General features: G+C 54.9%; 19 protein-coding genes. 8 read left to right on the top strand and 11 right to left on the bottom strand.

Annotated elements, in window-relative coordinates; all coding sequences use genetic code 11:
- Window positions 1-84 precede the first annotated feature (84 nt).
- The 9 genes from HFD94_RS09340 to HFD94_RS09300 form a co-directional block, all read right to left on the bottom strand.
- The gene (locus HFD94_RS09340) at window positions 85-984 is read right to left on the bottom strand and encodes an ABC transporter substrate-binding protein (protein WP_010670374.1); all 900 of its coding nucleotides are present in this window, start codon (window positions 982-984) and stop codon (window positions 85-87) included.
- Window positions 981-1775, bottom strand: a complete 795-nt coding sequence (locus HFD94_RS09335) for an amino acid ABC transporter ATP-binding protein (protein WP_010247075.1) — start codon at window positions 1773-1775, stop codon at window positions 981-983. The genes HFD94_RS09340 and HFD94_RS09335 overlap by 4 nt, the downstream gene beginning before the upstream one ends.
- The gene (locus HFD94_RS09330) at window positions 1759-2685 is read right to left on the bottom strand and encodes an amino acid ABC transporter permease (RefSeq protein ID WP_122889389.1); all 927 of its coding nucleotides are present in this window, start codon (window positions 2683-2685) and stop codon (window positions 1759-1761) included. Before HFD94_RS09330 ends, HFD94_RS09335 begins: the two co-directional genes overlap by 17 nt.
- Before the next feature lie 9 nt (window positions 2686-2694).
- Window positions 2695-3213, bottom strand: a complete 519-nt coding sequence (locus HFD94_RS09325) for a GNAT family N-acetyltransferase (protein WP_010247073.1) — start codon at window positions 3211-3213, stop codon at window positions 2695-2697.
- Window positions 3214-3223: 10 nt separating this feature from the next.
- Window positions 3224-4165 carry an ABC transporter substrate-binding protein gene (locus HFD94_RS09320; RefSeq protein ID WP_167433057.1) on the bottom strand — a complete coding sequence of 314 codons (942 nt, stop codon included), beginning with the start codon at window positions 4163-4165 and terminating at the stop codon, window positions 3224-3226.
- Window positions 4166-4176: 11 nt separating this feature from the next.
- Window positions 4177-5490 carry an LLM class flavin-dependent oxidoreductase gene (locus HFD94_RS09315; protein WP_022624348.1) on the bottom strand — a complete coding sequence of 438 codons (1314 nt, stop codon included), beginning with the start codon at window positions 5488-5490 and terminating at the stop codon, window positions 4177-4179.
- Between the two features lie 80 nt (window positions 5491-5570).
- The gene (locus HFD94_RS09310; RefSeq protein WP_122889391.1) at window positions 5571-6722 is read right to left on the bottom strand and encodes an amidohydrolase; all 1152 of its coding nucleotides are present in this window, start codon (window positions 6720-6722) and stop codon (window positions 5571-5573) included.
- Between the two features lie 23 nt (window positions 6723-6745).
- Window positions 6746-7744 carry an MsnO8 family LLM class oxidoreductase gene (locus HFD94_RS09305; protein ID WP_033780263.1) on the bottom strand — a complete coding sequence of 333 codons (999 nt, stop codon included), beginning with the start codon at window positions 7742-7744 and terminating at the stop codon, window positions 6746-6748.
- Window positions 7745-8297: 553 nt separating this feature from the next.
- The gene (locus HFD94_RS09300; RefSeq protein WP_010247068.1) at window positions 8298-9032 is read right to left on the bottom strand and encodes a GntR family transcriptional regulator; all 735 of its coding nucleotides are present in this window, start codon (window positions 9030-9032) and stop codon (window positions 8298-8300) included.
- Window positions 9033-9608: 576 nt separating this feature from the next.
- Here HFD94_RS09300 and HFD94_RS09295 point away from each other — a divergent pair.
- From HFD94_RS09295 to HFD94_RS09285, 3 genes are read left to right on the top strand one after another with little or no spacing between them, the layout of a single operon-like run.
- Window positions 9609-10058 carry a PTS sugar transporter subunit IIA gene (locus tag HFD94_RS09295; RefSeq protein ID WP_010247067.1) on the top strand — a complete coding sequence of 150 codons (450 nt, stop codon included), beginning with the start codon at window positions 9609-9611 and terminating at the stop codon, window positions 10056-10058.
- 48 nt (window positions 10059-10106) lie between these two features.
- Complete coding sequence (locus HFD94_RS09290; RefSeq protein WP_010247066.1) at window positions 10107-10379, top strand: PTS sugar transporter subunit IIB; 273 nt, start codon at window positions 10107-10109, stop codon at window positions 10377-10379.
- A 39-nt stretch (window positions 10380-10418) separates the two neighbouring features.
- On the top strand, window positions 10419-11792 hold the full coding sequence (locus HFD94_RS09285) for a PTS ascorbate transporter subunit IIC (protein ID WP_010247065.1): 1374 nt from the start codon (window positions 10419-10421) through the stop codon (window positions 11790-11792).
- 115 nt (window positions 11793-11907) lie between these two features.
- On the opposite strand, the gene HFD94_RS09280 is transcribed toward HFD94_RS09285, so the two are convergent.
- Together HFD94_RS09280 and HFD94_RS09275 are read right to left on the bottom strand one after the other, a co-directional pair.
- Window positions 11908-12321, bottom strand: a complete 414-nt coding sequence (locus HFD94_RS09280) for a type II toxin-antitoxin system HigA family antitoxin (RefSeq protein ID WP_010247064.1) — start codon at window positions 12319-12321, stop codon at window positions 11908-11910.
- Window positions 12318-12629 carry a type II toxin-antitoxin system HigB family toxin gene (locus HFD94_RS09275; protein ID WP_010247063.1) on the bottom strand — a complete coding sequence of 104 codons (312 nt, stop codon included), beginning with the start codon at window positions 12627-12629 and terminating at the stop codon, window positions 12318-12320. The genes HFD94_RS09280 and HFD94_RS09275 overlap by 4 nt, the downstream gene beginning before the upstream one ends.
- Window positions 12630-13069: 440 nt before the next feature.
- Here HFD94_RS09275 and HFD94_RS09270 point away from each other — a divergent pair, with 440 nt between their 5' ends.
- The 5 genes from HFD94_RS09270 (at window position 13070) to HFD94_RS09250 (ending at window position 21442) form a co-directional block, all read left to right on the top strand.
- On the top strand, window positions 13070-14623 hold the full coding sequence (locus HFD94_RS09270) for an aspartate aminotransferase family protein (protein ID WP_010247062.1): 1554 nt from the start codon (window positions 13070-13072) through the stop codon (window positions 14621-14623).
- Window positions 14624-14633: 10 nt separating this feature from the next.
- Complete coding sequence (locus HFD94_RS09265; RefSeq protein WP_010247061.1) at window positions 14634-15926, top strand: lysine N(6)-hydroxylase/L-ornithine N(5)-oxygenase family protein; 1293 nt, start codon at window positions 14634-14636, stop codon at window positions 15924-15926.
- Between the two features lies 1 nt (window position 15927).
- Window positions 15928-18282, top strand: coding sequence for a GNAT family N-acetyltransferase (locus HFD94_RS09260; RefSeq protein ID WP_167433056.1), 2355 nt, complete (start codon window positions 15928-15930; stop codon window positions 18280-18282).
- A 77-nt stretch (window positions 18283-18359) separates the two neighbouring features.
- The gene (locus HFD94_RS09255; protein WP_122889393.1) at window positions 18360-19586 is read left to right on the top strand and encodes an MFS transporter; all 1227 of its coding nucleotides are present in this window, start codon (window positions 18360-18362) and stop codon (window positions 19584-19586) included.
- A gap of 221 nt (window positions 19587-19807) precedes the next feature.
- Window positions 19808-21442: a TIGR04028 family ABC transporter substrate-binding protein gene (locus tag HFD94_RS09250; protein WP_010247057.1), complete on the top strand. Its 1635-nt coding sequence runs from the start codon at window positions 19808-19810 to the stop codon at window positions 21440-21442.
- Window positions 21443-21452: the final 10 nt, after the last annotated feature.

Raw genomic sequence — 21452 nt, 5'->3', positions numbered from 1 at the left:
ACGCTGGAGAGTGTAGTTCAATTCTGTGCTCATCAGGTTGAAGTGCGCAGAACAGGCCGCAGCAGGCGAGCCGGTTCTGCAGACTCAGTAAACAATGCCGGGTGGATTCACCGTGGACTGAGTGATGGCCTCATCCTGTTCGCCCCAGCGTGCCAGCACCTGCTGATACTGCCCGCCTGCGATGGTGCCATCCAGCGCAGCCTGCAGCGCGGGTGCCAGGCCATTGCCCTTTTTGGTGGTCACGGCTACCCAGGCGCGAAACGGTCCGCTGCCAACCAGCTTTGTCTGTCCGCGTGACGCCACTTTCCAGGCCGCCATCGAGTGAGGGCCAAACATCGCATCTGCCCGTCCCGACAGTAGCGTCAGCGTCGCGGAGGCATCATCAGTCAGGTAAATCGGCGTTACCGCAGGCAAACCTTTAGCCCGGTTCTGCTCATCCCAGCTCAGTAAAATACGCTCCTGATTGGTGCCCGAGGCGACGATAATCCGCTTACCGGCAATATCCGCCGGACTATTAATCTTGCTGATATGACTGTCGCTTTTCACCGCAAAAGCGTGGTTGTCGGCGCGATACGTCGCAAAATCGAACTTCTTCTTGCGCTCTTCGGTCACGGCAATATTGAACATCGCAACATCATAGCGTCCGGCGCTGATGCCCAGCGGCCAGTCCTCCCAGGAAGCCGGAACCAGCCTGAGTTTCAGCCCCAGGCTATCAGCAAGGAGTCGGGCGATATCGGGATCGCTGCCGATCCGCGTGACGTTATCAGACGCCAGCAGCGACAGCGGCGGCGAGTTGGTCGCCGAGGTAGCGACCGTCAGGGTGCCCGGTTCAATAAAGCGGTAATTGTCCGGAATTTGAGCAATAGCCTGCGGATTGGCCGGGGCATGAATCGGCGTCTCGTTTTGCAGGACATCGAGCTTCTCAGCCGCAGAACAGGCCAGCGCCGGAAGCAGCGTCAGAACCGTTAACGTTAATGCCCTCATAACACGCGCGCCAGAAAACGGCGGGTGCGCTCATGACGCGGATTATTGAGCACCTGGGTGGTGCTGCCCTGCTCCACAATCCGGCCATCCACCATAAAGACCACGTTATCCGCCACTTCCCGGGCAAAGCCGATCTCATGCGTCACAATCACCAGCGTAGTGCCGGAACGCGCCAGCTTTTTAATTACATCCAGCACTTCGCCCACCAGTTCAGGATCCAGCGCCGAGGTTGGCTCATCGAACAACATGACCCGTGGATTGAGCATCAGCGCACGCGCAATCGCGATGCGCTGTTGCTGCCCGCCCGACAGGTGACGCGGCCACGCATCGGCTTTATGCCGCAGGCCCACAATATCCAGCAGTTCGCCTGCACGCTGTATCGCTTCCGGTTTCGTTAACTGACGATGGGCAATCGGCGCTTCAATCAGGTTATCCAGCACGCTGAGGTGTGGGAACAGATTGAAGTTCTGGAACACGTAGCCGACATTGATGCGCTGGCGCAGAATCGCCTTCTCTTTCAGTTCATACAGCTTATTGCCGCGCTGCTGATAGCCGATGTAGTCGCCATCAATCTGAATAAATCCTTCGTCGACCCGTTCCAGATGATTGATGGTGCGCAGCAGCGTGGATTTACCGGAGCCGGACGGCCCGAGGATCACCGTGACGGACCCCGGTGCCAGTGACAGCGATACATCATCCAGCGCTTTATGTTTACCAAATCGTTTACTGACGCCGGTGATGCTGATGGCACCGGTAGTGTGTGAGGTGCGGTAATCAATGGCTTCGGACATGGCTGATCTCCTCGGTCGGATGAAGTGGCGTAACGCGGTTGCGCCATTGTCGCCAGCGCGACGGTTGCGGTTCACGGGTGACGCTGCGGGCCATCCAGCGTTCGGCGTTGTACTGAATCACGGACAACACGGTGGTGATAATCAGATACCAGGCGGCACCGACCATCAGCAGCGGGATCACTTCCTGATTGCGGTTGTAGATCATCTGGATGGTGTAGAACAGCTCCGGCATCGCCAGCACATAAACAACCGACGTGCCTTTCGCCAGACTGATGATCTCGTTGAACGCGGTGGGAATAATGGCGCGCAGCGCCTGCGGCAGAATGATGCGGAAGGTGCGGCGTGTGGCAGAGAGACCCAGCGCGGACGCGGCTTCCACCTGACCGTGATCGACGCCAAGGATCCCGCCGCGAATAATTTCCGCGCTGTAGGCTGCCTGCACCAGCGTCAGACCGATAACGGCTGCCTGAAACTGCCCCAGCACGTTAATCGTCTGATACGCCCCCCAGGAGAGGCCGGTAAACGGAATGCCGACAGACAGGGTGTCGTAGAGATAGGAGAAGTTATAAAGAATGATCAGCACCACAATCAGCGGCAGTGACCTGAATAGCCAGATATAACCCCATGCCAGCGTGCTCAGCAGCCACGATGAGGAGAGACGTGCCAGCGCCAGCAGACCACCCAGAAACAGACTGAATATCGTACCCAGCAGCGTCAGCAGCAGCGTCTGGCCCAGACCGTGCAGGATCACCGGGTCAAAGAACCAGTGGGCAAACACGCTCCATTCCCAGCGCGGATTAAAGGCCACTGACTGCACCACGCCTGCCAGAATAAACAGCGCAACGATAGCCCCTGCGGTGCGTGCCGGGTAGCGTGCCGGCACCACCTGCAGATGTTGATGTTTGCTCATGGTCACCTCTTAACTCGCCGCGGCGACGTTATAGACGCCGATCACTTTGATAAAACGCAGTCGTCCGTCGTGCGGCGGCTGGCCATAACGCTCCAGATCCCCGCTGAGATCGAACTGTGGCTGATAGCCGTGACCGGTATAGAGCCGCACCGCCTCGGGCTGACGGAAGCCGGTGGTGAGAAACAGCCGCTGATAGCCCGCCTGTAAGGCGCGACGCTCCAGCTCCTGTAACACCACCAGCGCCAGCCCCTGACGCCGCAGATCGCTGCGGGTCCAGATGCGCTTCAGCTCGGCGGTCTGCGGGTCATAGGGTTTATAAGCGCCCATCGCGATGATCTCGCCGTCACGCTCCAGCACGATAAACAGCCCCTGCGGCGGCAGATACCATTCGGTCAGCTCCTGTTCCAGCTCGTTACGACGGGAAAAATAGTCGCCATAGCGTGCGGAATATTCGCCAAACAGGCCGCCCAGGATCGGTTGCAACTCCGGCGCGTCGGGTGAAACTTCGCGAAAAGTGGATTCACTCATGGTCAGCTCCTTAGTCGCCCAGCCCGGCGGGATTGATTTCAGAACGATCGATCTTCTCAACACCTTCACCCCAGCGGTTCAGCACCTTCTGATAGTCACCGTTGCCGATCACGCCGTTCAGCGCGGTGCTGATCGGTTCCGCCAGGCCGCTGCCTTTCTTCACGGTAACGGCAATGTGCGCCGCTTTGGGCCAGCCGCCATCGACGCTGCCGACCAGACGGGTTTTACCGGTCAGTGCCGCTTTCCAGGCACCAATCACATTGGGACCAAAGTAGGCATCAGCCCGGCCAGCCTGCAGCGCCAGCGTCTGTGCGGCATCATCTTTGGTATAAACCGGCGTAAAAGCTTTCAGTCCCTTTGCCTGATTCTCTTTATCCCACGCCAGCAGAATCGCCTCCTGATTGGTGCCGGATCCCACAATGATCCTCAGCCCGGCAATATCTTCTGCTTTGGTCAGTGACTTTATCGGGCTGCTGGTTTTGACATAAAAACCCAGTGAATCTTTGCGGTAGGTGGCGAAGTCGAACTTCTCTTTACGATCTTTGGTCACGGTAATGTTGGAGATCGCCGCGTCATATTTGCCCGAGGCCACGCCCAGCGGCCAGTCTTCCCATGAAGCTGGCACCACGTTGAGTTTTAATCCCAGGCTGTCAGCCACCAGCCGGGCAATATCCACTTCGCTGCCAAGCAGGGTTTTATTGTCATCGGAAAACACCGTCAACGGCGGGGAGTTCAGCGCTGCGACTGCCACGGTAAAAGAACCCGGCACCACAAAATGGTGACCCGCAGGCAGTTGCGCGATCGCCTCCGGATTCTTCACGGTATTGATCGGCGCTTTGTTAGCTTCAAGGCTGACGCGCTGGCCGTTATAGGAGACGCTGGTATCTTCAGCCAGCGCATGGCTACTGGCCGCCAGAATAAGCAGGGCGATAAGACGCGATGTTTTTTTCATGGCTTGTGCTCTTATTGTGAGGTGAACTGATTAACGGGTTGTTTCAGGGCGAAGCTGTCACGAAGCGTGCTGCCCGGATAGTCGCGGCGCGTCAGGCCGCGAGCCTGCAAAATCGGCACCACGCGGTCGACAAAACGTTCAAAGGTATCGGGCGTGCCGCCATTAATGATGAAGCCGTCAGTAGCCTGGGTTTCAAACCAGAGCTGCAGGCCATCCGCCACCTCTTCCGGCGTGCCGTGAAACAGCGGGCGTGGTGTTGCCGCTTCCAGCGCGGCCTGACGCAGGGTATGCCCATGCTGTTGAGCTTTGCGTTTGATCTCGTCGGTGGTGCTGCGGAAGCTGTTCTGACCGATGTCACCGATATCCGGGAACGGCTGATCCAGCGGATACTGTGAGAAGTCGTGATGGTCGAAGAAACGCCCGAGGTAGTTAAGCGCATCGGTAATCGACACCAGCGCCGCCGTGGTCTGATACTGGCGCTCCACGTCCTCTGCATCATCGCCAACAATCACACTGACACCCTGGAAGATGTGCAAATCGTCTGGCTGACGGCCATTCGCCACCAGTTGCTGTTTCACATCCTGGTAAAATGCCTGCGCCTCTTCACGCGTCGGCTGATGGGTGAAGATGGCGTCAGCATGACGCGCCGCCAGTTTTTTACCGTCGTCGGACGCGCCCGCCTGGAAGATAATCGGACGACCCTGCGGCGTGCGGGCGATGTTCAGCGGCCCCTGTACCTGGAAGAAATCACCGTGATGATCGAGCGTGTGCAGCTTCGCCGGATCGAAAAATTGTCCGCTCGCCTTATCACGCACAAAAGCATCCTGCTCCCACGAATCCCACAATCCTTTCACCACCTGCAGATACTCATCGGCAATGCGGTAACGCAATGCGTGCTCCGGGTGCTGCTGGCGTGAGAAGTTTTTGGCCGAGCCTTCCAGCGGTGACGTCACCACGTTCCAGCCTGCACGCCCGCCGCTGAGATGATCAAGGCTGGCAAACTGACGCGCCACGGTGAAGGGCTCGCTGTAAGAGGTCGATACCGTGCCAACCAGCCCCAGATGTTCAGTGACGCCCGCCAGCGCCGAGAGCAGCGTCAGCGGCTCAAAGCGATTCAGAAAGTGCGGGATCGACTTTTCGTTAATAAACAACCCATCGGCGACAAACAGAAAATCGAGTTTGCCCTGCTCCGCCTTGCGGGCGATTTTTTTGGCGTAATCCAGATTAATACTGGCATCGGCCTGCGCCGCCGGATGGCGCCAGGCAGACATGTTTCCCGATGCGCCATGCAGAATGGTACCCAGCCGAAGTTGTCTTGTGGTCATGATGCTCTCTCTTTTTTAGTCGTAGCGATGCCCGACGACGGTGGTCAGAACCGTCGTGCTTTAGCGGGTTGCAGATGAATTCAGTTCAGAATGGCTTCCCGACATCGCGCGTTAAGATGTTGCAGCGCCTGGCGGGCCAGTCGGGCGAAGTAGTCGGCGGCGGGCGCAATCAGCGCCTCATCCGGGGTAAAGCTGGCATGGTGCAGACCAAAGTCACTGGCGCTGCCGATGCTGACAAACGCCCCCGGCACCTGTTGCAGATAGAAGGCAAAATCCTCACCCAGCAGATGGAGATCGGCGGTCTGCACCCGATAGCCTGCCTGCTGCGCCACTTCGCTGCTGAAGGTCGCCCAGTGCGCATCGTTGATCAGCACTGGCGGGCCAGGATGCCAGCTCAGGGTTGCCTGCGCGCAATTGGCGTCGGCGAAGTGCTCAACCAGCGTGCGCACCCGCTGTTCCAGTTCGGCGCGCACCTGTAAATCGTGGGTTCGGGCCGTGCCGCCAAACTCAACGCCGCCGGGTAATACATTCCAGCTTTTGCCGCCGTCGATGCGGGTAATGCTCAGTACCAGACTGTCCAGGGCACTGAAACTGCGGCTGGTGAGTCCCTGTAACGCCTGGATAATCTGGCTGGCCGTCACAATGCTGTCGACACCCTGCTCCGGATACGCGGCATGTGCGCCTTTGCCGGTGACGCGGATAATAAATTTGTCAGCATTCGCATAGAACGCCCCGCTGCGGGTGGCAAAGGTGCCGACGGGCAGCGAAGGCTCGTTGTGCATCCCGAAGATAGCCTGCACCTTATCCAGTACGCCTGCCTCAATGAACTGACGCGCCCCGCGCGCTATCTCTTCAGCGGGCTGGAACAGGATGCGCACCCGGCCAGCTAACCGATCGGCTTGTGCGTTGAGCTGTAACGCCGCACCCAGCATCACCGCGCTGTGCAGGTCATGGCCGCAGGCGTGCATCACGCCAGGATGGCGGGAGTGAAAACGCACCCCGCTCGCCTCATGGATCGGCAGCGCATCGATGTCGGCGCGCAGCGCGATCACCGTCTCTCCGCTGCCAATTTCTGCCACCAGGCCGGTTTCCAGTGGATAGTCCAGCAGCCGGATGCCCGCCGCCTGCAACCAGCCCCGCAGTCGCGCGGTGGTGGCAAATTCCTGACCCGACAGCTCCGGCCAGGTGTGCAGTTCGCGTCGCCATTCAATCAGTTGTGACTCAGGGTTCATGATGACTCTCCACTGACGGGGGTTCAGGCTGCGACCAGATGATGCGTGGCCAGCAGTTCAAGTGACTGCAGACGTGCAACCGGCTCGGTAATCGGCGTGTCGATAACAAACTCATCAATGTCAAAATTATGATGCAGCGCGTCCAGCTGGGCATGAACCTGCGCCGCCGTGCCTTTCAGAAGTGACGGCGTGCGCGGCTCAATCTGATAATCGCGGTATCCACCCTGACGCACATAGCGCTCCGCCTGTTCCAGACTGGCAACGTTGACGCTCGGGCCATCTTTCACCGCTACATGATAGTGACGAAGATTGGCTACCAGCAGGTCAGCCCCGGCGGGTGAGTCGGCTACCACCACCTGCACGGCCACCAGGGCGCGCTGACCCTGGCTCAGGCGGGAGTAGGTACTCAGCGCATGCTCCAGCAACTGGCGGTCGCCATTAAGGTGAGCGGCAAAGACAAACTGCCAGCCCAGACTGGCGGCCAGGCGGGCGCTCTCTTCACTGGCACCCAGCAGAAAACGGTTCGCCGGACGTGACGGCAGTGGCGTGGCGGCTAAACCCTCATCGTCAGGATCAGCCTGACCGGGCTTCAGCCAGCTATCCAGCAGCTGAAGCTGTTCGGCAAAGCTCCCTTTTTTAGCGGCATCAACACCCTGTTGCAGCGCATGGGTGGAGAGTGGAAGTCCGCCCGGCGCTTTGCCCACGCCGAGGTCAATACGGCCCGGTGCCAGCGAAGCGAGCAGGTTAAAATTCTCTGCCACTTTATAAGGGCTGTAGTGCTGCAACATCACGCCGCCCGATCCGACGCGAATATGTCGTGTCTGGGCAATGATCCAGGCAATCAATACCTCAGGTGAAGGACTGGCCAGCTGCGCGGTGTTGTGATGTTCCGCCAGCCAGAAGCGGTGATAACCCCACTCCTCTGCCCGCTGCGCCATCTGCAGCGTGCGCTGCAGCGCCGCGGTGGGTGATTCACCCTGCAGCACGGGCGCTTTATCTAACAGACTTAATCGATATGCCATTCACCTGGTCCTTGTTTATTCCGGTTGCAGACCAGTGTGCTGCGCAGTCGATCATTGGTAAAACATCATATTGTTTTATGCATTATTGATTTCGTCATAATGGAGAACAGTGAGAAGTGAAAGAGGGAAAACGGGCTCTGAAACAGGGAATCAGGCAGATATTTTGCGTATAACGCTATTTGTTGCCTGATATTCAGGTGAGTAAAATCGGCGAACTGGCAAAGGTTTGCAGAAAATCGTCTTACGTATGGAGAGATGACAGCTGTTGTTAGCCGCGACTGCAGAAATTCAGACAGCCTGAATTCATGGCATTGAAATACATTCTTCACAGGATGTTGAAGCACGGGTCGCCAGATAGATAAATAAGCATATGAAGAATGTAATTGAGTCAGAGATAACTCATTGCAACTGCCAGATGATTTACAGGACCTTATACATTATCCGGAATCAAGACCCTCTACTGTAATGAGAGGTGTAAACCGGGCATCAATCTGTCTGATAGGGTCATATCTGCGCACAGCAAAGCATTGAGCCCAGAAACAAGATTATTTTTCTAAGGCCGTTGCGAATTTTGTTTCAACGGGAAAAATCGGGTGTTGATAAGCGCCACATTCACTTCACATGGAACGCCGTCGTCGAGATAAACAGTTTCATTAAGCTGAATGACAGCATCCCCTTCTGCTAAATTAAGCAGAGTAAGCGACTGTGTATCCGTAAGATTGACGGCCGTTAAATGCTGGTCCCTTAGCTGCACTTTCTTACCGGTAACTTCTTCAATGTAGGCATATTTTGATAGTTCCAGCTTGCTGAACTCCATGCTGCTAAACATATTAACCGGCAGGTGAATATGTTCCAGAGCTACCGGGATGTCATCGAAACACATCAGGCGTAAAATTTTATAGATCTGATCGCTGTTTTTAATACGCAGCGCCTGAGCGATATCAGCAGAAGGAACCTTGATTATGCTGACCGATATGATTTTTCTTACACCTTTATGACCATTTCTTTGCGCCTGATAATCAAAAGGTGAAAGCACATGATATCGGTTCGCCTGGCTACTCATCTCCGTGGAACCGACAAAAATACCCGACCCTTTAACCCGGTAAATTCTCTGCTGCTCCACCAGAATGCGTGTGGCTTCACGCACCGTTGCGCGAGTAATGCCGATACTTTTGGCAATTGATATTTCGGTATCCAGTTTCTCTCCGGGTCGAAGGCCATCATCCTTAATTTTATTGAGGATGTAATCAACAACCTCTTTTTGTTTTTCAGTAATGCCATCAACCATTGGCTTTCTTCCCGTTTGAGTGAAGGACAGACTCCCTCTAATCCGTGTCAGTACAGTTCTGCCTGACATTGCCGGATAAGTACCACTTCCGCTAGCTGAATATGTGATCAACTTATCAAATTGGCACTGATGTTAAGCCTGATAAGCAATATTTTAACTTTACATGTTGTGTCCGTACACGTCGAAGGACATCATCAGGATGACTAGACACCTTTAACATGTACAGATGTGATGACCGTTGTGAAATATAACCCCATCTGAACAATGAGAAAATATTTTTTTAATAACTACATGAAAATCATGACTTTTAAGGATGTTACCTCCTTTTACTACATTCGATTTTTGTCTCGCTCTGCTGACAGAAAGTTTATCTAAAAAAGTGATAACGGGGGTTTTGAGGGAAACTGACTGTACATACTCAGGAATTTATGAAAAATCGGAATGCATAACAGGCCCTGTTCCGGTTGAGAAAATTTTATATGAGATGGGTTATGCGTAACCGGGAGCAGGCAAACGCCACACGGTTTATGCGTTTAGTTAAATTTTATTGCGCATTTAAACAGGAGGAGTAAGACGATGTCACACCTGGCTAAGTGGTTAAATAACGAGAAAATCCAGTACGTCGAAAGCGTGACTGACTGGCAGGAAGCGTTAGTTATTGCGGGACGTCCTCTGCTCAGTGAGGGCGCAATATCGCAGGATTATATTGATGCGATTATTCAGCAAAAAGAGGAGATCGGCCCCTTTTTTGTCATCGCGCCCCAGATTGCCATGCCCCACGCACGCCCGGAACAAGGCGCACACAAACTGGGGTTGTCGATTGTGCTGCTGGGTACAGCAGTGAAATTTGACTCCGAAGAAAACGATCCGGTAAAGGCTATTTTCATGTTTGCCGCACCGGACAGTAATAGCCATATCGAAATGATCTCCCAGCTGGCGGAAGTGCTGTCCGATGAAGAGATCATGGCGCAGATATTCAATGCGAGCAGCAAAGAAGCGCTCATGACGATTTTATCAGGCGTTTAGTCTGCCCGTTGAAACGCGACTTTTAATCATTAGTTAATGAGGTTTGATATGAAAATTATGGCGGTGTGTGGTTCAGGTTTAGGCAGCAGCTTCATGATGGAAATGAACATCAAGAAAGTGCTTAAAACGATCGGTGTTGAAGCTGAAGTGGAACATTCGGATCTCGGCTCTGTCACCCCCGATGTGGCAGATGTTTTTGTTATGGCCAAAGACATTGCTTATAGCGCAAACCTTCCTGAACAGAAGGTCATCATCATTAATAACATCATTGACCTGAAAGAAGTGGAGCAGAAAATACGTGAGTATTTTGAGAAAAAGTGACGCTAATAATTAGATAAACACCTTACCCTCGAGGTTAATATGTTTACTCAAAATCTTTTGCAGTTCGTCGTCGACGTGCTGAAAGTGCCCTCTATATTAGTCGGACTGGTGGCATTTTTCGGACTGATTGCGCAGAAGAAGCCGTTTCCTGATGTTATCAAGGGCACGGTAAAAACTATTCTGGGCTTCCTGGTACTGGCAGGCGGCGCAACCGTTCTGGTCGGTTCACTGACGCCACTGGGCGACATTTTCAAACATGCGTTTGATGTTCAGGGCATCATTCCTAATAACGAAGCGATGGTCTCTATCGCTCTGGCAAAATATGGTGCGCCTACCACGATGATCATGGCCTTCGGCATGGTCGCCAACATCGTTGTCGCCCGCTTCACCCGACTGAAATATATCTACCTCTCAGGGCATGTGACGTTTTATATGGCCTGTATGATCGCGATTATTTTATCGGTTGCTGGTTTTGAAGGTATTCATCTTATTTACACCGGGTCACTGCTGTTGGGCATTCTGATGGCCACCTTCCCGGCGATCGCCCAGCCCTATATGCGTAAGATCATTGGTGGCGACCATGTCGCGCTGGCGCATACCGGGACAATTGGCTATGTCTTATCAGGCTGGATCGGCTCTTTGGTAGGCAAAGGATCTAAATCCACCGAAGAGATGAACATGCCAAAAAACCTCAGTTTTTTGCGTGACAGTACCATCTCGATATCTCTGACGATGATGATTATCTACTTAATCCTGTCGGTGTCTGCCGGTAAAGACTATGTAGAGGCTAATTTCAGCAATGGTCAGAACTACCTGGTTTACTCCTTTATCCAGGCTATTACCTTTGCGGCGGGTGTCTTTATCATTCTGCAGGGTGTGCGCTTAATCCTGGCTGAAATTGTCCCTGCCTTTACCGGCTTTTCAGAAAAACTGGTTCCGGAAGCCAGACCGGCGCTGGATTGCCCGATTGTTTTCCCCTACGCCCCGAATGCGGTGCTGGTTGGCTTTATCTCCAGCTTTGTCGGTGGCCTGGTGGGGCTGTTTGTTCTCGGTCAGCTGCATTGGGTATTGATTCTGCCGGGTGTGGTTCCTCACTTCTTCTGTGGCGCTACGGCTGGCGTGTTTGGTAATGCGACCGGCGGCAAGCGTGGTGCGATTTGCGGTGCCTTTGCTCATGGCCTGTTAATTACCTTCCTGCCTGTCGCCCTGCTGCCGGTACTCGGACAGATAGGGCTGACCAACACCACCTTCTCGGATACCGACTTCGGCGTCACCGGCATCCTGCTGGGTAATATGGCTCACTTTATGGATAAGGGAACCATTACTATGATTATCACCGGCATTTTTGGCTTGTTAGTGATTTATAACTTTACGGCTAAAAAGAAGGTGCCTGTAGAAACGAATGCAGGGTAATAGTAACGCTTAATGGCAACCAGAAAGGGCAATGAGCGCTTTCTGGTTGTTTGCGGAATACCTTCATCATTCAGTTTCCAGAAAAAAAACCGCACTCATATAAGTTCAGGCTAAGTTATTCAGCGAATGCTTCAAACGGCAGGTTAAAACGCGCTGCCAGTCGGGCTTTATGTTTATCCGTCAAAGGACGATCACCACGCAGGATACGACTGACATAAGAGCGCTGCCCTATTTCATCCGCAAAAGAGGATTGAGTCAGGCCGTGCTGATCCATGATGACTCGCAAAAGTGCTACTCCGCGCGGAATAGCATCAGTACGCGCGTTAAACGCAGCGAACTCAGGGGCGCTGTTTTCGTATCGGGCGACTTTATCAGACAGTATCTCTACTAACGGGCTGTCCGGCTGGTGCTCAACCAGATATTCAACCAGTTCCAGCGCCTGCTCGTAGTCCCTTTTATCGGTACTGCCTCCCAGAAAGGGAACAATTCTGACCAGGTCATTGGTCGCCTGGATTGCTTCGGTAATCATTCTTTACTCTCCCGGTACTTCTTCACCAGCTTGTCATATTCCGCATGCGTCACGATGTGTTTGATAAAAATTTTGCCGCGATCAAAGTCAGCATAAAACATGATTCTCAGGCTGTTTCCGCCCACATCGATTACCCACCACTTTTCCCGGTACTTCATGCGGTCAAGGCTCTGAAAGCGAATTTTCAGCGCATCTGGCGTGGCAAAGTTTTCGTCCCTTAGGACCAGATAAGCCGCATCCAGTGCGGAGGCATGATTTGGATAAATTATTGCCGCTTCCCTGAACGGCCCTCTTGAGATGATATGCATTTTTCTCTCAAACTTTCCATGTTGGAAACATTCTAACCCACAAAGCTAATGTTTCCAACATGGAACACACGCAGATGAGTTCTGAATGAATTGCTGGCGCTAAACCTAGTAAAAAAAGGATTATTCCGATCCAGAAAAGTGATCAACATCACATTTTCAACATTAGACATACTAATAAATAAAATTTAACAACAAAACATTTGAATGATAATGATTAACATTTACACTCTCATCCGCATATAACAAAGCGTTTAACGCTGCCAAATCCACAAATAATATGCGGTATTTATTCTTTTTAAGGTGAAAACACTAATCCATTTAATGGTCAGGGTTTTTATCTGGTTAGTTAGTTTTATGTTTACTGGAGTTGTTGAGCGGACATCCAACGCTGCTGACCTTACGTCGGCAGGGTCACTGGTATTAACGCACAGGAACTGAACATGCTTTTACGCTCATCCACTCAGGCGGCACAGGATCTCGCGCCAGCATCCAATGCCAGCGGTGCCGAAACGGCTATTTTTAACGATCAGCAACTGGCGGCCTGGTCGCAGCAGACTCAGGAGGTACTGGCGCTGATGACCCGTACCGTTACCGGCGTTGAGAAGCCTTTCAGCGGTATCCTGCCCCATGAACTGGCGGCGGAATTCAGTGAGGTCGATCTCGATCGTCCGCTGGGTAACAACGATGACGCCCTGACAGAGCTGAGTCAGCTCTATCTGCGTGACGCCGTCTGGTTTCACCACCCTAAATATCTGGCGCACCTGAACTGCCCGGTCGTGCTGCCCTCTCTGATGGCTGAGCAGATTATGGCGGCAGTGAATAGCTCGGTCGACACCTGGGATCAGAGCGCAGGCGGTACGCTGATTGAGCAGAAGGTGATCGACTGGACGCTTGGCCGCATCGGCCTGCCTGCCGGATCTGATGGGATCTTCACCAGCGGCGGCACCCAGTCCAACCTGATGGCAATGCTGCTGGCGCGTGATAGCTGGTGCGCGGCACATCATCCGGGGCATCTGATTAAACATCGCGGCCTGCCTGAGACCGCGTCGAAATGGCGAGTGTTTACCTCCAAACTCAGCCACTTCAGCATCCAGAAATCGATGGCGATTTTAGGGCTGGGCTATGACGCAGTTATCGCCGTTGATCACGACGCCCACTACCGTATGGACGCAGCGTGCCTGGCTAAGGAGATCGAGAAATGTCGCAGTGAAGGGCTGATCCCGATTGCTGTGGTTGCCACCAGCGGCACCACGGACTTTGGCAGCATCGATCCGCTACCGGAGATTGCCCGTCTCTGTGACGATTATGGTTTATGGATGCACGTTGACGCCGCTTACGGCTGTGGGCTGCTTGTCTCTGAGAATCATCGCTCACGCCTGAATGGCATTGAACGGGCTGATTCCGTCACCGTCGATTATCACAAATCTTTCTTCCAGACCGTCAGCTGCGGTGCGTTCTTTGTGCGGGACAGCCACAATCTGAAGCATGTCACGCACCATGCAGATTACCTGAATCCGCTCAGTGCCCAGCAGGAAGGCACACCGAACCTGGTCAACAAAAGCATTCAGACCACCCGCCGATTTGATGCGTTGAAAATGTGGCTGACCCTGCGCGTGATGGGTCCGGCGGCGCTGGGTGACGCTTTCGATACGCTGATAGAGCTGACACAGGCGGCTCATGAGCGGTTAACTGCGCATCCTGCTATCGAAGTGCTGCACGCGCCTGAGCTGACCACCCAGATTTTCCGCTACGTGCCCGGCAAAAACGCCAGCGACGCACAGATCGACGAAATCAACGCCGCTATCCGTAAAGCGCTCTTCCGCTCCGGCAACGCAGTGATTGCCGGAACCAAAGTCGATGGGCGTCAGTACCTGAAATTCACCCTGTTAAATCCCACCACGACCATCGCCGACATCGAAGATGTGCTGAGCCTGATCGCGCACTATGGCCGCGAGCAGGTACGTGCGTCTGCGCTGAACGCGGCGAAACAGTGAGAGCTCTGAAATGAATAATTCCGTTTACGATTTTATTGGTATCGGTATCGGCCCTTTCAACCTGAGTCTGGCCTGTCTGAGTGAGCCGGTTGAGGGACTGAACGGTCTTTTCCTGGATGAGAACCCAGGCTTTGACTGGCACACCGGCATGATGCTGGAAAATGCCCATCTGCAGACGCCGTTTATGGCCGATCTGGTGACACTCGCCGATCCGACCAGCCCTTACAGCCTGCTTAACTACATGAAAGAAAAGGGGAAATTATACTCTTTTTATATCCGTGAAGACTTCTTCCTGATGCGCAAAGAGTATAATCAGTACTGCCAGTGGGCCAGTTCACGGCTCTCTAATCTGCGCTGGAACAGCCACGTTGAGTATGTCAGCTACGATGAGGCGGCTGGCGTCTATCAACTCCAGGTGACCGACACCCGGAATGGTCAGAAACAGAACTATCTGGCACGACATCTGATCCTCGGCACCGGGCCTAAAGCCTGGATGCCGGAGTGCAGCCAGCCGCACCGCCAGCGCCTGACGCACTCAAGCCACTATCTGGTCAACAAAGCGGAACTGCAGCAGAAGCGTTCCATCACCGTGCTGGGCAGCGGCCAGAGCGCGGCAGAAATCTACTACGACCTGCTGACCGATATCGACCGCTTTGGCTATCAGCTCAACTGGATCACCCGCGCGCCGCGCTTCTATCCGCTGGAGTACACCAAGCTCACGCTGGAGATGACTTCGCCGGAGTGGGTCGACTATTTCCACGCGCTGCCCGCCAGCACCCGCGACGAACTGAATGCGCGCCACAAGAATCTCTACAAAGGCATCAACAGCAGCCTGATTAACGACATTTATGACCTGATGTATGTCAAACAGCTCGACGGCGATCTGAACGTTAACCTGTTTACTCACTCGGCGCTGACCGCTATGCGCTGGCTGCCACAGGGAGAGTTCGAGCTGACGCTGCATCAGGAGGAGCAGGATTGCACCTTCACCCGTCGCACCGAAGGACTGGTGATGGCGACCGGCTATCACTACCAGCCACCGATGTTTTTAGAGGGCATCAACGCCCGCCTGCGCTGGGATGACAAAGGCCGCTACGACGTGCAGCGCAACTACAGCATCGATTATCACAATCAGATCTTCGTGCAGAACGCCGAACTGCACACCCACGGTTTTGTTACGCCGGATCTCGGCATGGCCTGTTACCGCAACTCGGTGCTGCTGCGCGAACTGACCGGACGCGAGGTCTACCCGATCGAGCGTCAGATTGCCTTCCAGACCTTCCCGGCTAAATCGGAGCACTGAGATGAGTTCACAAACACTGTTCAGCGCAGCCCGCCCCGCAGGCCAGTTCACCCTGAGGCCCATGCTCGCCAGCGATGCGCCGCTGATTCATAGCTGGGTCACCCGCGATTACGCCCGCTTCTGGGGTATGCAGCAGCAGAGCCTGAATCAGGTCGCTGAGTTCTATCAGACACTGACCGCTGCCGATCCCCATGCTGCGCTGATTGGCTGCTGCAACGACCAGCCGGTCTGCCTGATTGAGTGCTATCGCGCCTGCGACGACGAGGTCGGCAAATTTTATCCTGCCGCACCCGATGATTATGGCATGCATATTCTGATTGCCCCCGCCAGCCAGCCGATCAGAGCCTTCAGCTGGCAGGTCTTCACGCTGGTGATGGACTACATGTTCAGCCGCCCCGAGGTGCGCCGCGTGGTGGTAGAGCCAGATGTGCGCAATGAGAAGATTCACGTGCTGAATAAGCGTGCCGGGTTCCGCTATCAGCACACCATCGACATGGGTCATAAAACCGCCTGGCTGGCCTTTTGCCAGCGGGAAGATTATCAACACGCGTTACTGCAGGAGTCGCAGACTATGAACACCCCCTCTTCGCTGATGAACGGTACACATCTGACGGGCGACCAATGGGCGCAGGCAAACCGCATGCTGATCCGTAAAGCGATTGCCGAGTTCGCGCATGAGAAAATCATTACGCCACAGGAGTCGGGCGACGGCAGCTATCAGCTTGCGGTGCCAGGCGGTGAAGCGAGCTACCATTTCCGGGCGTCGCGGCTGGCGCTGGATCACTGGGAAATCGACGACGGCTCACTACGCAAGCAGGAGAACGGTCGTGATCTGCCGCTGGATGCGCTGAAGTTTATCGTGGAGTTTAACGGGGAGATCTGTATTACACAGGCACTGCTGGCGACCTACATGGAAGAGATCAGCAGCACGCTGTGCAGCAGCGTTTATAAGCTGCAGAAGAATAATCCTGACAGCCAGGCGCTGGTCTCAGCCGATTTCCAGACGGTGGAAGCGGCGATGACCGAAGGCCATCCCTGCTTTGTTGCCAACAACGGGCGTATTGGCTTCGATGCCCATGATTATCTGGCGTATGCGCCCGAGGCCGCCGCGCCCGTTCACCTCATCTGGGTCGCGGTTCATCGCCGCAACGCCCATTTCTCCAGCCTCAGCGAGCTGAGCTATGAGCAACTGATGCGTGATGAACTGGGCGACACCACCCTGAAGCAGTTTACTGCGCAACTGGTGAATAAAGGGCTGGCGGTTGAGGAGTATATCCTGATGCCGGTGCATCCGTGGCAGTGGCAGAACAAACTGCTGACCGTATTTGCGGCGGACATCGCCAGTCACGATATTGTTTATCTCGGCACCGGAGACGATGCTTACCAGGCGCAGCAGTCGATCCGCACCTTCTTTAACCGCAGCCAGCCCACGAAGCGCTACGTGAAAACCGCCCTGTCGGTGCTGAACATGGGCTTTATGCGCGGACTGTCCCCCTACTATATGGCGACAACGCCTGCGATAAACGGCTGGCTGGAACAACTGGTTGCTGGCGATGCGTGGCTGAATCGCTGTGATTTCCGCATCCTGCGCGAAGTCGCGGCGGTCGGCTATCACAACCGCTACTATGAGCAGGCGATCAAAGGCGACTCCGCCTATAAAAAGATGTTCGCTGCGCTGTGGCGGGATAATCCTGCGGCCAGCCTGCAGCCCGGCCAGCGTCTGATGACCATGGCCTCTTTCCTGCACGTCGATCACCATCAGCAGGCACTGCTGCCAGCGCTGATAGCGGATTCTGGTTTGCCCGCGAAGCAGTGGATAGAACGCTACCTGACCTGCTATCTCAGCCCGCTGCTGCACTGCTTCTATCAGCATGACCTGGTGTTTATGCCGCACGGTGAAAACCTCATCATGCTGCTGGAGAACAACGTGCCGGTCAGTGCATACATGAAGGATATCGGCGAAGAGATCGCCGTGATGAATCCGGATGCGGTGCTGCCGGAAGGCGTGCAGCGTCTGGCGGTGGATGTGCCGGAGAACCTGAAGCTGCTCTCGATCTTCACCGATGTGTTTGACTGCATCTTCCGCTTTATCAGCGCGATTCTGCATCAGTCAGGAACGCTGCCGGAGGAAGAGTTCTGGCAGGCGGTGGCGCAGTGCGTGAAGGATTACCAGCAGGCGCACCCGGAGCATGCCACTAAGTTCGCGCGCTATGACATGTTCGCGCCGGAGTTTACCCGCTCCTGTCTGAACCGCCTGCAGCTGGCGAATAACCAGCAGATGATAAACCTCGCCGATCCCGCTGAGAACCTCAAGTTCGCCGGAACGCTGAATAACCCGATCGCCCGCTGGCGATAAGCGTTACACCGTCACGCTGAAATTATGCGGTCACCCTGGTGGCCGCTTTTTTAATGGCTTTATCGCAGGTATCCGTAATGGTTTCTTTCGAACCGATCGCGCAACTGACCCGACGACATCTGATCTTCCCGCTGTCGCTGGTGTTGTTTGAGTTCGCTACCTATATCGCTCACGACATGATCCAGCCCGGCATGCTGCTGGTGACTCAGGAATTTAAGGTCGGGCCGGAGTGGGTCTCTACTTCGCTCACCGCCTATCTGGCCGGTGGCATTATGCTGCAATGGCTGCTTGGCCCCCTCTCTGACCGTATCGGGCGGCGTCCGGTGCTACTTAGCGGCGTGGCCTTTTTTATGCTCTCGTGTGTGGCGACGCACTGGGTGCAAAGCATTGAGCAGTTCGTCCTGCTGCGTTTTCTGCAGGGCGTCAGCCTCTGTTTTATTGGCGCGGTAGGCTACGCGGCGGTGCAGGAGGCGTTTACGGAATCGCTCAGCATCAAAATGATGGCGCTGATGGCCAACGTCGCCCTGCTGGCCCCGCTGGCCGGTCCGCTGGCGGGCGCGGCTTTTCTTACCGTAGGTGAATGGCGCACCCTGTTCTGGCTGATTGGCGCTGTCGCGGCGCTGGCGCTGGCGGGTCTGTGGTATGCGATGCCCGAAACCGCAGGCGACCGGCAGAAACCGCTGTCGCTGCGATCGATTATCAGCGGTTACGCGGCGTTGCTGAAGGATCGTCAGGTGATGCGTGGCTCGCTGGCCATCGGACTGGTCACTGTGCCCTGCATAGCATGGGTCGCGTTGTCGCCGGTGATATTAATCCACGATGCGGGACTCAGCCGCATCGACTATGCGTTATTACAGCTGCCGGTCTTCGCCGCCATGATTGCGGGCAACCTGACGCTGGGACGCTTATCCAGCCGTCTGCCCATTGAACAGCCGTTACGGCTCGGGGCCTGGCCGGTGGTCTGCGGGCTGGCAATCGCAGTAACCGCTACCGTGCTAAATCCGCAAAGCTATCTGTGGCTGACTGCCGGAATTAGCCTCTACGGCTTCGGCGCCGGGCTGGTCAGCGCCGGACTCTATCGCATGACGCTTTTTTCCAGCAGCGCCGGAAAAGGCAGCGTGGCGGCGATGCTCGGCATGGTGAGTATTCTGATTATTGCGCTGGGCATTGAAGCAGCCAAAACCGCCTATTTTAGTTACGGCACCGGCGGCTTCAGTGTGGTGAACCTGATCTGCGGTCTGCTGTGGCTGGTTCTGGTCAGCGCTTTTCTGCGTGCAGGCCAGCGGAAATTGTGCACGGAATAGCGGACCCTTATGAATCCGCTGTGTGCCGTTGATAAAATATAACCCAGCAGGATGGCAGAAATTTATTTGCCATCCTGCAACTGAAATAGAGGTTACATCCCACCCAATCCCGCATTTATTTTTTTCAGATAAGCTTTGACCAAATCGTTACTTTATCTGTGTGTTGCGTCATTCGATGATGATTCCGCCTGCTGAGGCAATTGATAACAAAGGAATTCACCATGAAGACGTTATTTCCCCTTAAACCACGCGCACAAACGCTGGTTTTTACTTTACTTGCCGGGACTCTGACCTTTAACGCGGTGGCTGCACCGGTCAAAGGCGGTACGCTGATTTATCTTGAACAGCAGGCACATACCAACCTCTATCCACCTGCCGGTGGCTTTTACCCTAATGGCGGCATTCTCAATCAGATCACCGATAAATTAACCTGGCAGAATCCCGAAACGCTGCAGGTTGAACCCTGGATTGCGGAAAGCTGGACCACTAATGCCGACAAAACCGAATACACCTTTAAATTACGGCCTGGGGTAACTTTTTCCGATGGCACACCATTAGATGCGAATGCGGTGGCGAAAAACTTTGATACCTACGGGCTGGGAAATAAAGCGCTGCGCCTGCCGGTATCGGAAGTGATTAATAACTATGAACGCAGCGAGGTGATCGACCCGCTGACGGTGAAATTCTATTTTAAAAAGCCCTCACCCGGATTTTTGCAGGGCACCGCCACCATTGGCTCTGGCCTGGTCTCGCTGAGTACCCTGGCGCGCAGTTTCGATCAGCTGGGCGATGCCCGTCACATCATCGGCTCCGGCCCGTTTGTGGTCAGTGATGAGAAGCTCGGTCGGGAAGTGGATCTGGTGGCACGTAAAGATTATCAGTGGGGACCGAAAAACATTCAGCAGCAAGGTCCGGCCAATCTGGATGCGATAAAAGTGATCGTGACGCCGGAAGACAGCGTGCGTATCGGTGCACTGCTGGCGGGCCAGGCAGGCCTGATCCGTCAGGTGCAGGCCTACGATGAGAAGCAGGCTAAAGATCAGAACTTCCCGGTTTATGCCGCGCCGACCCGTGGCGTAAACGACAGCCTCAGCTTCCGTCCGGATAATCCGCTGGTCAGCGATATCCGGGTGCGTCAGGCGCTGCTGCACGCCACCAATGCCAAACAGGTGGTTGAGACGCTCTTCTCGCCGAACTATCCGCAGGCAACCTCGGTCGTGGCCACCACCGCCGCCGGCTACGTCAATCTGGCGGACAAACTCACTTTTGATCTGACAAAAGCGAAGGCATTGCTGGACCAGGCGGGCTGGCAACCGGGTTCCGATGGTATCCGTGAAAAAGCAGGCCAGCGGCTGGCGTTAACCGTTTATGAATCACTGCCGCAACCGCAAAACAAAGAGGTGCTGCAACTGGTGGCGCAGCAGTGGCGCCAGGCGGGCGTCGCCCTCAGCGTTAAAGCGGGCGATGCCGGCAGCAAAACGCTGGATAACCTCGACCCCCTAAAGACCCCGCTGAACGTCACCGAAGTCGGCCGCGCCGATCCCGACGTGATCAAAAGCAGCTTCTACCCGGCTAACCGCGACAACCTGCTGCAGAAAGGCGGCTCCAGCGACAAAGTGAAAAACTTCCGCGATGACAAGCTGAACCTGCTGCTGGTAGCCATCTCCGCTGAAGTTGACCCGGCAAAACGTTTACAGCTGACCGGTGACGTTCAGCGTTATCTGCTGGACCAGGCCTATGTGATTCCGATCTTCGAAGAGCCGCAGGTCTATGCCGGTGCGCCCTGGCTGAAAGGGGTCAGTTTTGAAGCGGTGGGCCGTCCGGCACTCTATGGCGCCTGGCTGGAAAAACAGTAACCGGAGGTGA

Origin of the sequence: Pantoea sp. EKM20T, assembly GCF_011800485.1 — a bacterium.
Classification (GTDB): Bacteria; Pseudomonadota; Gammaproteobacteria; order Enterobacterales; family Enterobacteriaceae; genus Pantoea; species Pantoea agglomerans.
The sequence above is the reverse complement of the archived record's forward strand: the minus strand, read 5'-3'. Positions and strand labels throughout refer to the sequence as shown.

Bases quoted from the DNA above. Each gene is read 5' to 3' on its own strand.
- HFD94_RS09340 (WP_010670374.1), bottom strand. From the start codon at position 984: ATGAGGGCATTAACGTTAACGGTTCTGACGCTGCTTCCGGCGCTGGCC.
- HFD94_RS09335 (WP_010247075.1), bottom strand. From the start codon at position 1,775: ATGTCCGAAGCCATTGATTACCGCACCTCACACACTACCGGTGCCATC.
- HFD94_RS09330 (WP_122889389.1), bottom strand. From the start codon at position 2,685: ATGAGCAAACATCAACATCTGCAGGTGGTGCCGGCACGCTACCCGGCA.
- HFD94_RS09325 (WP_010247073.1), bottom strand. From the start codon at position 3,213: ATGAGTGAATCCACTTTTCGCGAAGTTTCACCCGACGCGCCGGAGTTG.
- HFD94_RS09320 (WP_167433057.1), bottom strand. From the start codon at position 4,165: ATGAAAAAAACATCGCGTCTTATCGCCCTGCTTATTCTGGCGGCCAGT.
- HFD94_RS09315 (WP_022624348.1), bottom strand. From the start codon at position 5,490: ATGACCACAAGACAACTTCGGCTGGGTACCATTCTGCATGGCGCATCG.
- HFD94_RS09310 (WP_122889391.1), bottom strand. From the start codon at position 6,722: ATGAACCCTGAGTCACAACTGATTGAATGGCGACGCGAACTGCACACC.
- HFD94_RS09305 (WP_033780263.1), bottom strand. From the start codon at position 7,744: ATGGCATATCGATTAAGTCTGTTAGATAAAGCGCCCGTGCTGCAGGGT.
- HFD94_RS09300 (WP_010247068.1), bottom strand. From the start codon at position 9,032: ATGGTTGATGGCATTACTGAAAAACAAAAAGAGGTTGTTGATTACATC.
- HFD94_RS09295 (WP_010247067.1), top strand. From the start codon at position 9,609: ATGTCACACCTGGCTAAGTGGTTAAATAACGAGAAAATCCAGTACGTC.
- HFD94_RS09290 (WP_010247066.1), top strand. From the start codon at position 10,107: ATGAAAATTATGGCGGTGTGTGGTTCAGGTTTAGGCAGCAGCTTCATG.
- HFD94_RS09285 (WP_010247065.1), top strand. From the start codon at position 10,419: ATGTTTACTCAAAATCTTTTGCAGTTCGTCGTCGACGTGCTGAAAGTG.
- HFD94_RS09280 (WP_010247064.1), bottom strand. From the start codon at position 12,321: ATGATTACCGAAGCAATCCAGGCGACCAATGACCTGGTCAGAATTGTT.
- HFD94_RS09275 (WP_010247063.1), bottom strand. From the start codon at position 12,629: ATGCATATCATCTCAAGAGGGCCGTTCAGGGAAGCGGCAATAATTTAT.
- HFD94_RS09270 (WP_010247062.1), top strand. From the start codon at position 13,070: ATGCTTTTACGCTCATCCACTCAGGCGGCACAGGATCTCGCGCCAGCA.
- HFD94_RS09265 (WP_010247061.1), top strand. From the start codon at position 14,634: ATGAATAATTCCGTTTACGATTTTATTGGTATCGGTATCGGCCCTTTC.
- HFD94_RS09260 (WP_167433056.1), top strand. From the start codon at position 15,928: ATGAGTTCACAAACACTGTTCAGCGCAGCCCGCCCCGCAGGCCAGTTC.
- HFD94_RS09255 (WP_122889393.1), top strand. From the start codon at position 18,360: ATGGTTTCTTTCGAACCGATCGCGCAACTGACCCGACGACATCTGATC.
- HFD94_RS09250 (WP_010247057.1), top strand. From the start codon at position 19,808: ATGAAGACGTTATTTCCCCTTAAACCACGCGCACAAACGCTGGTTTTT.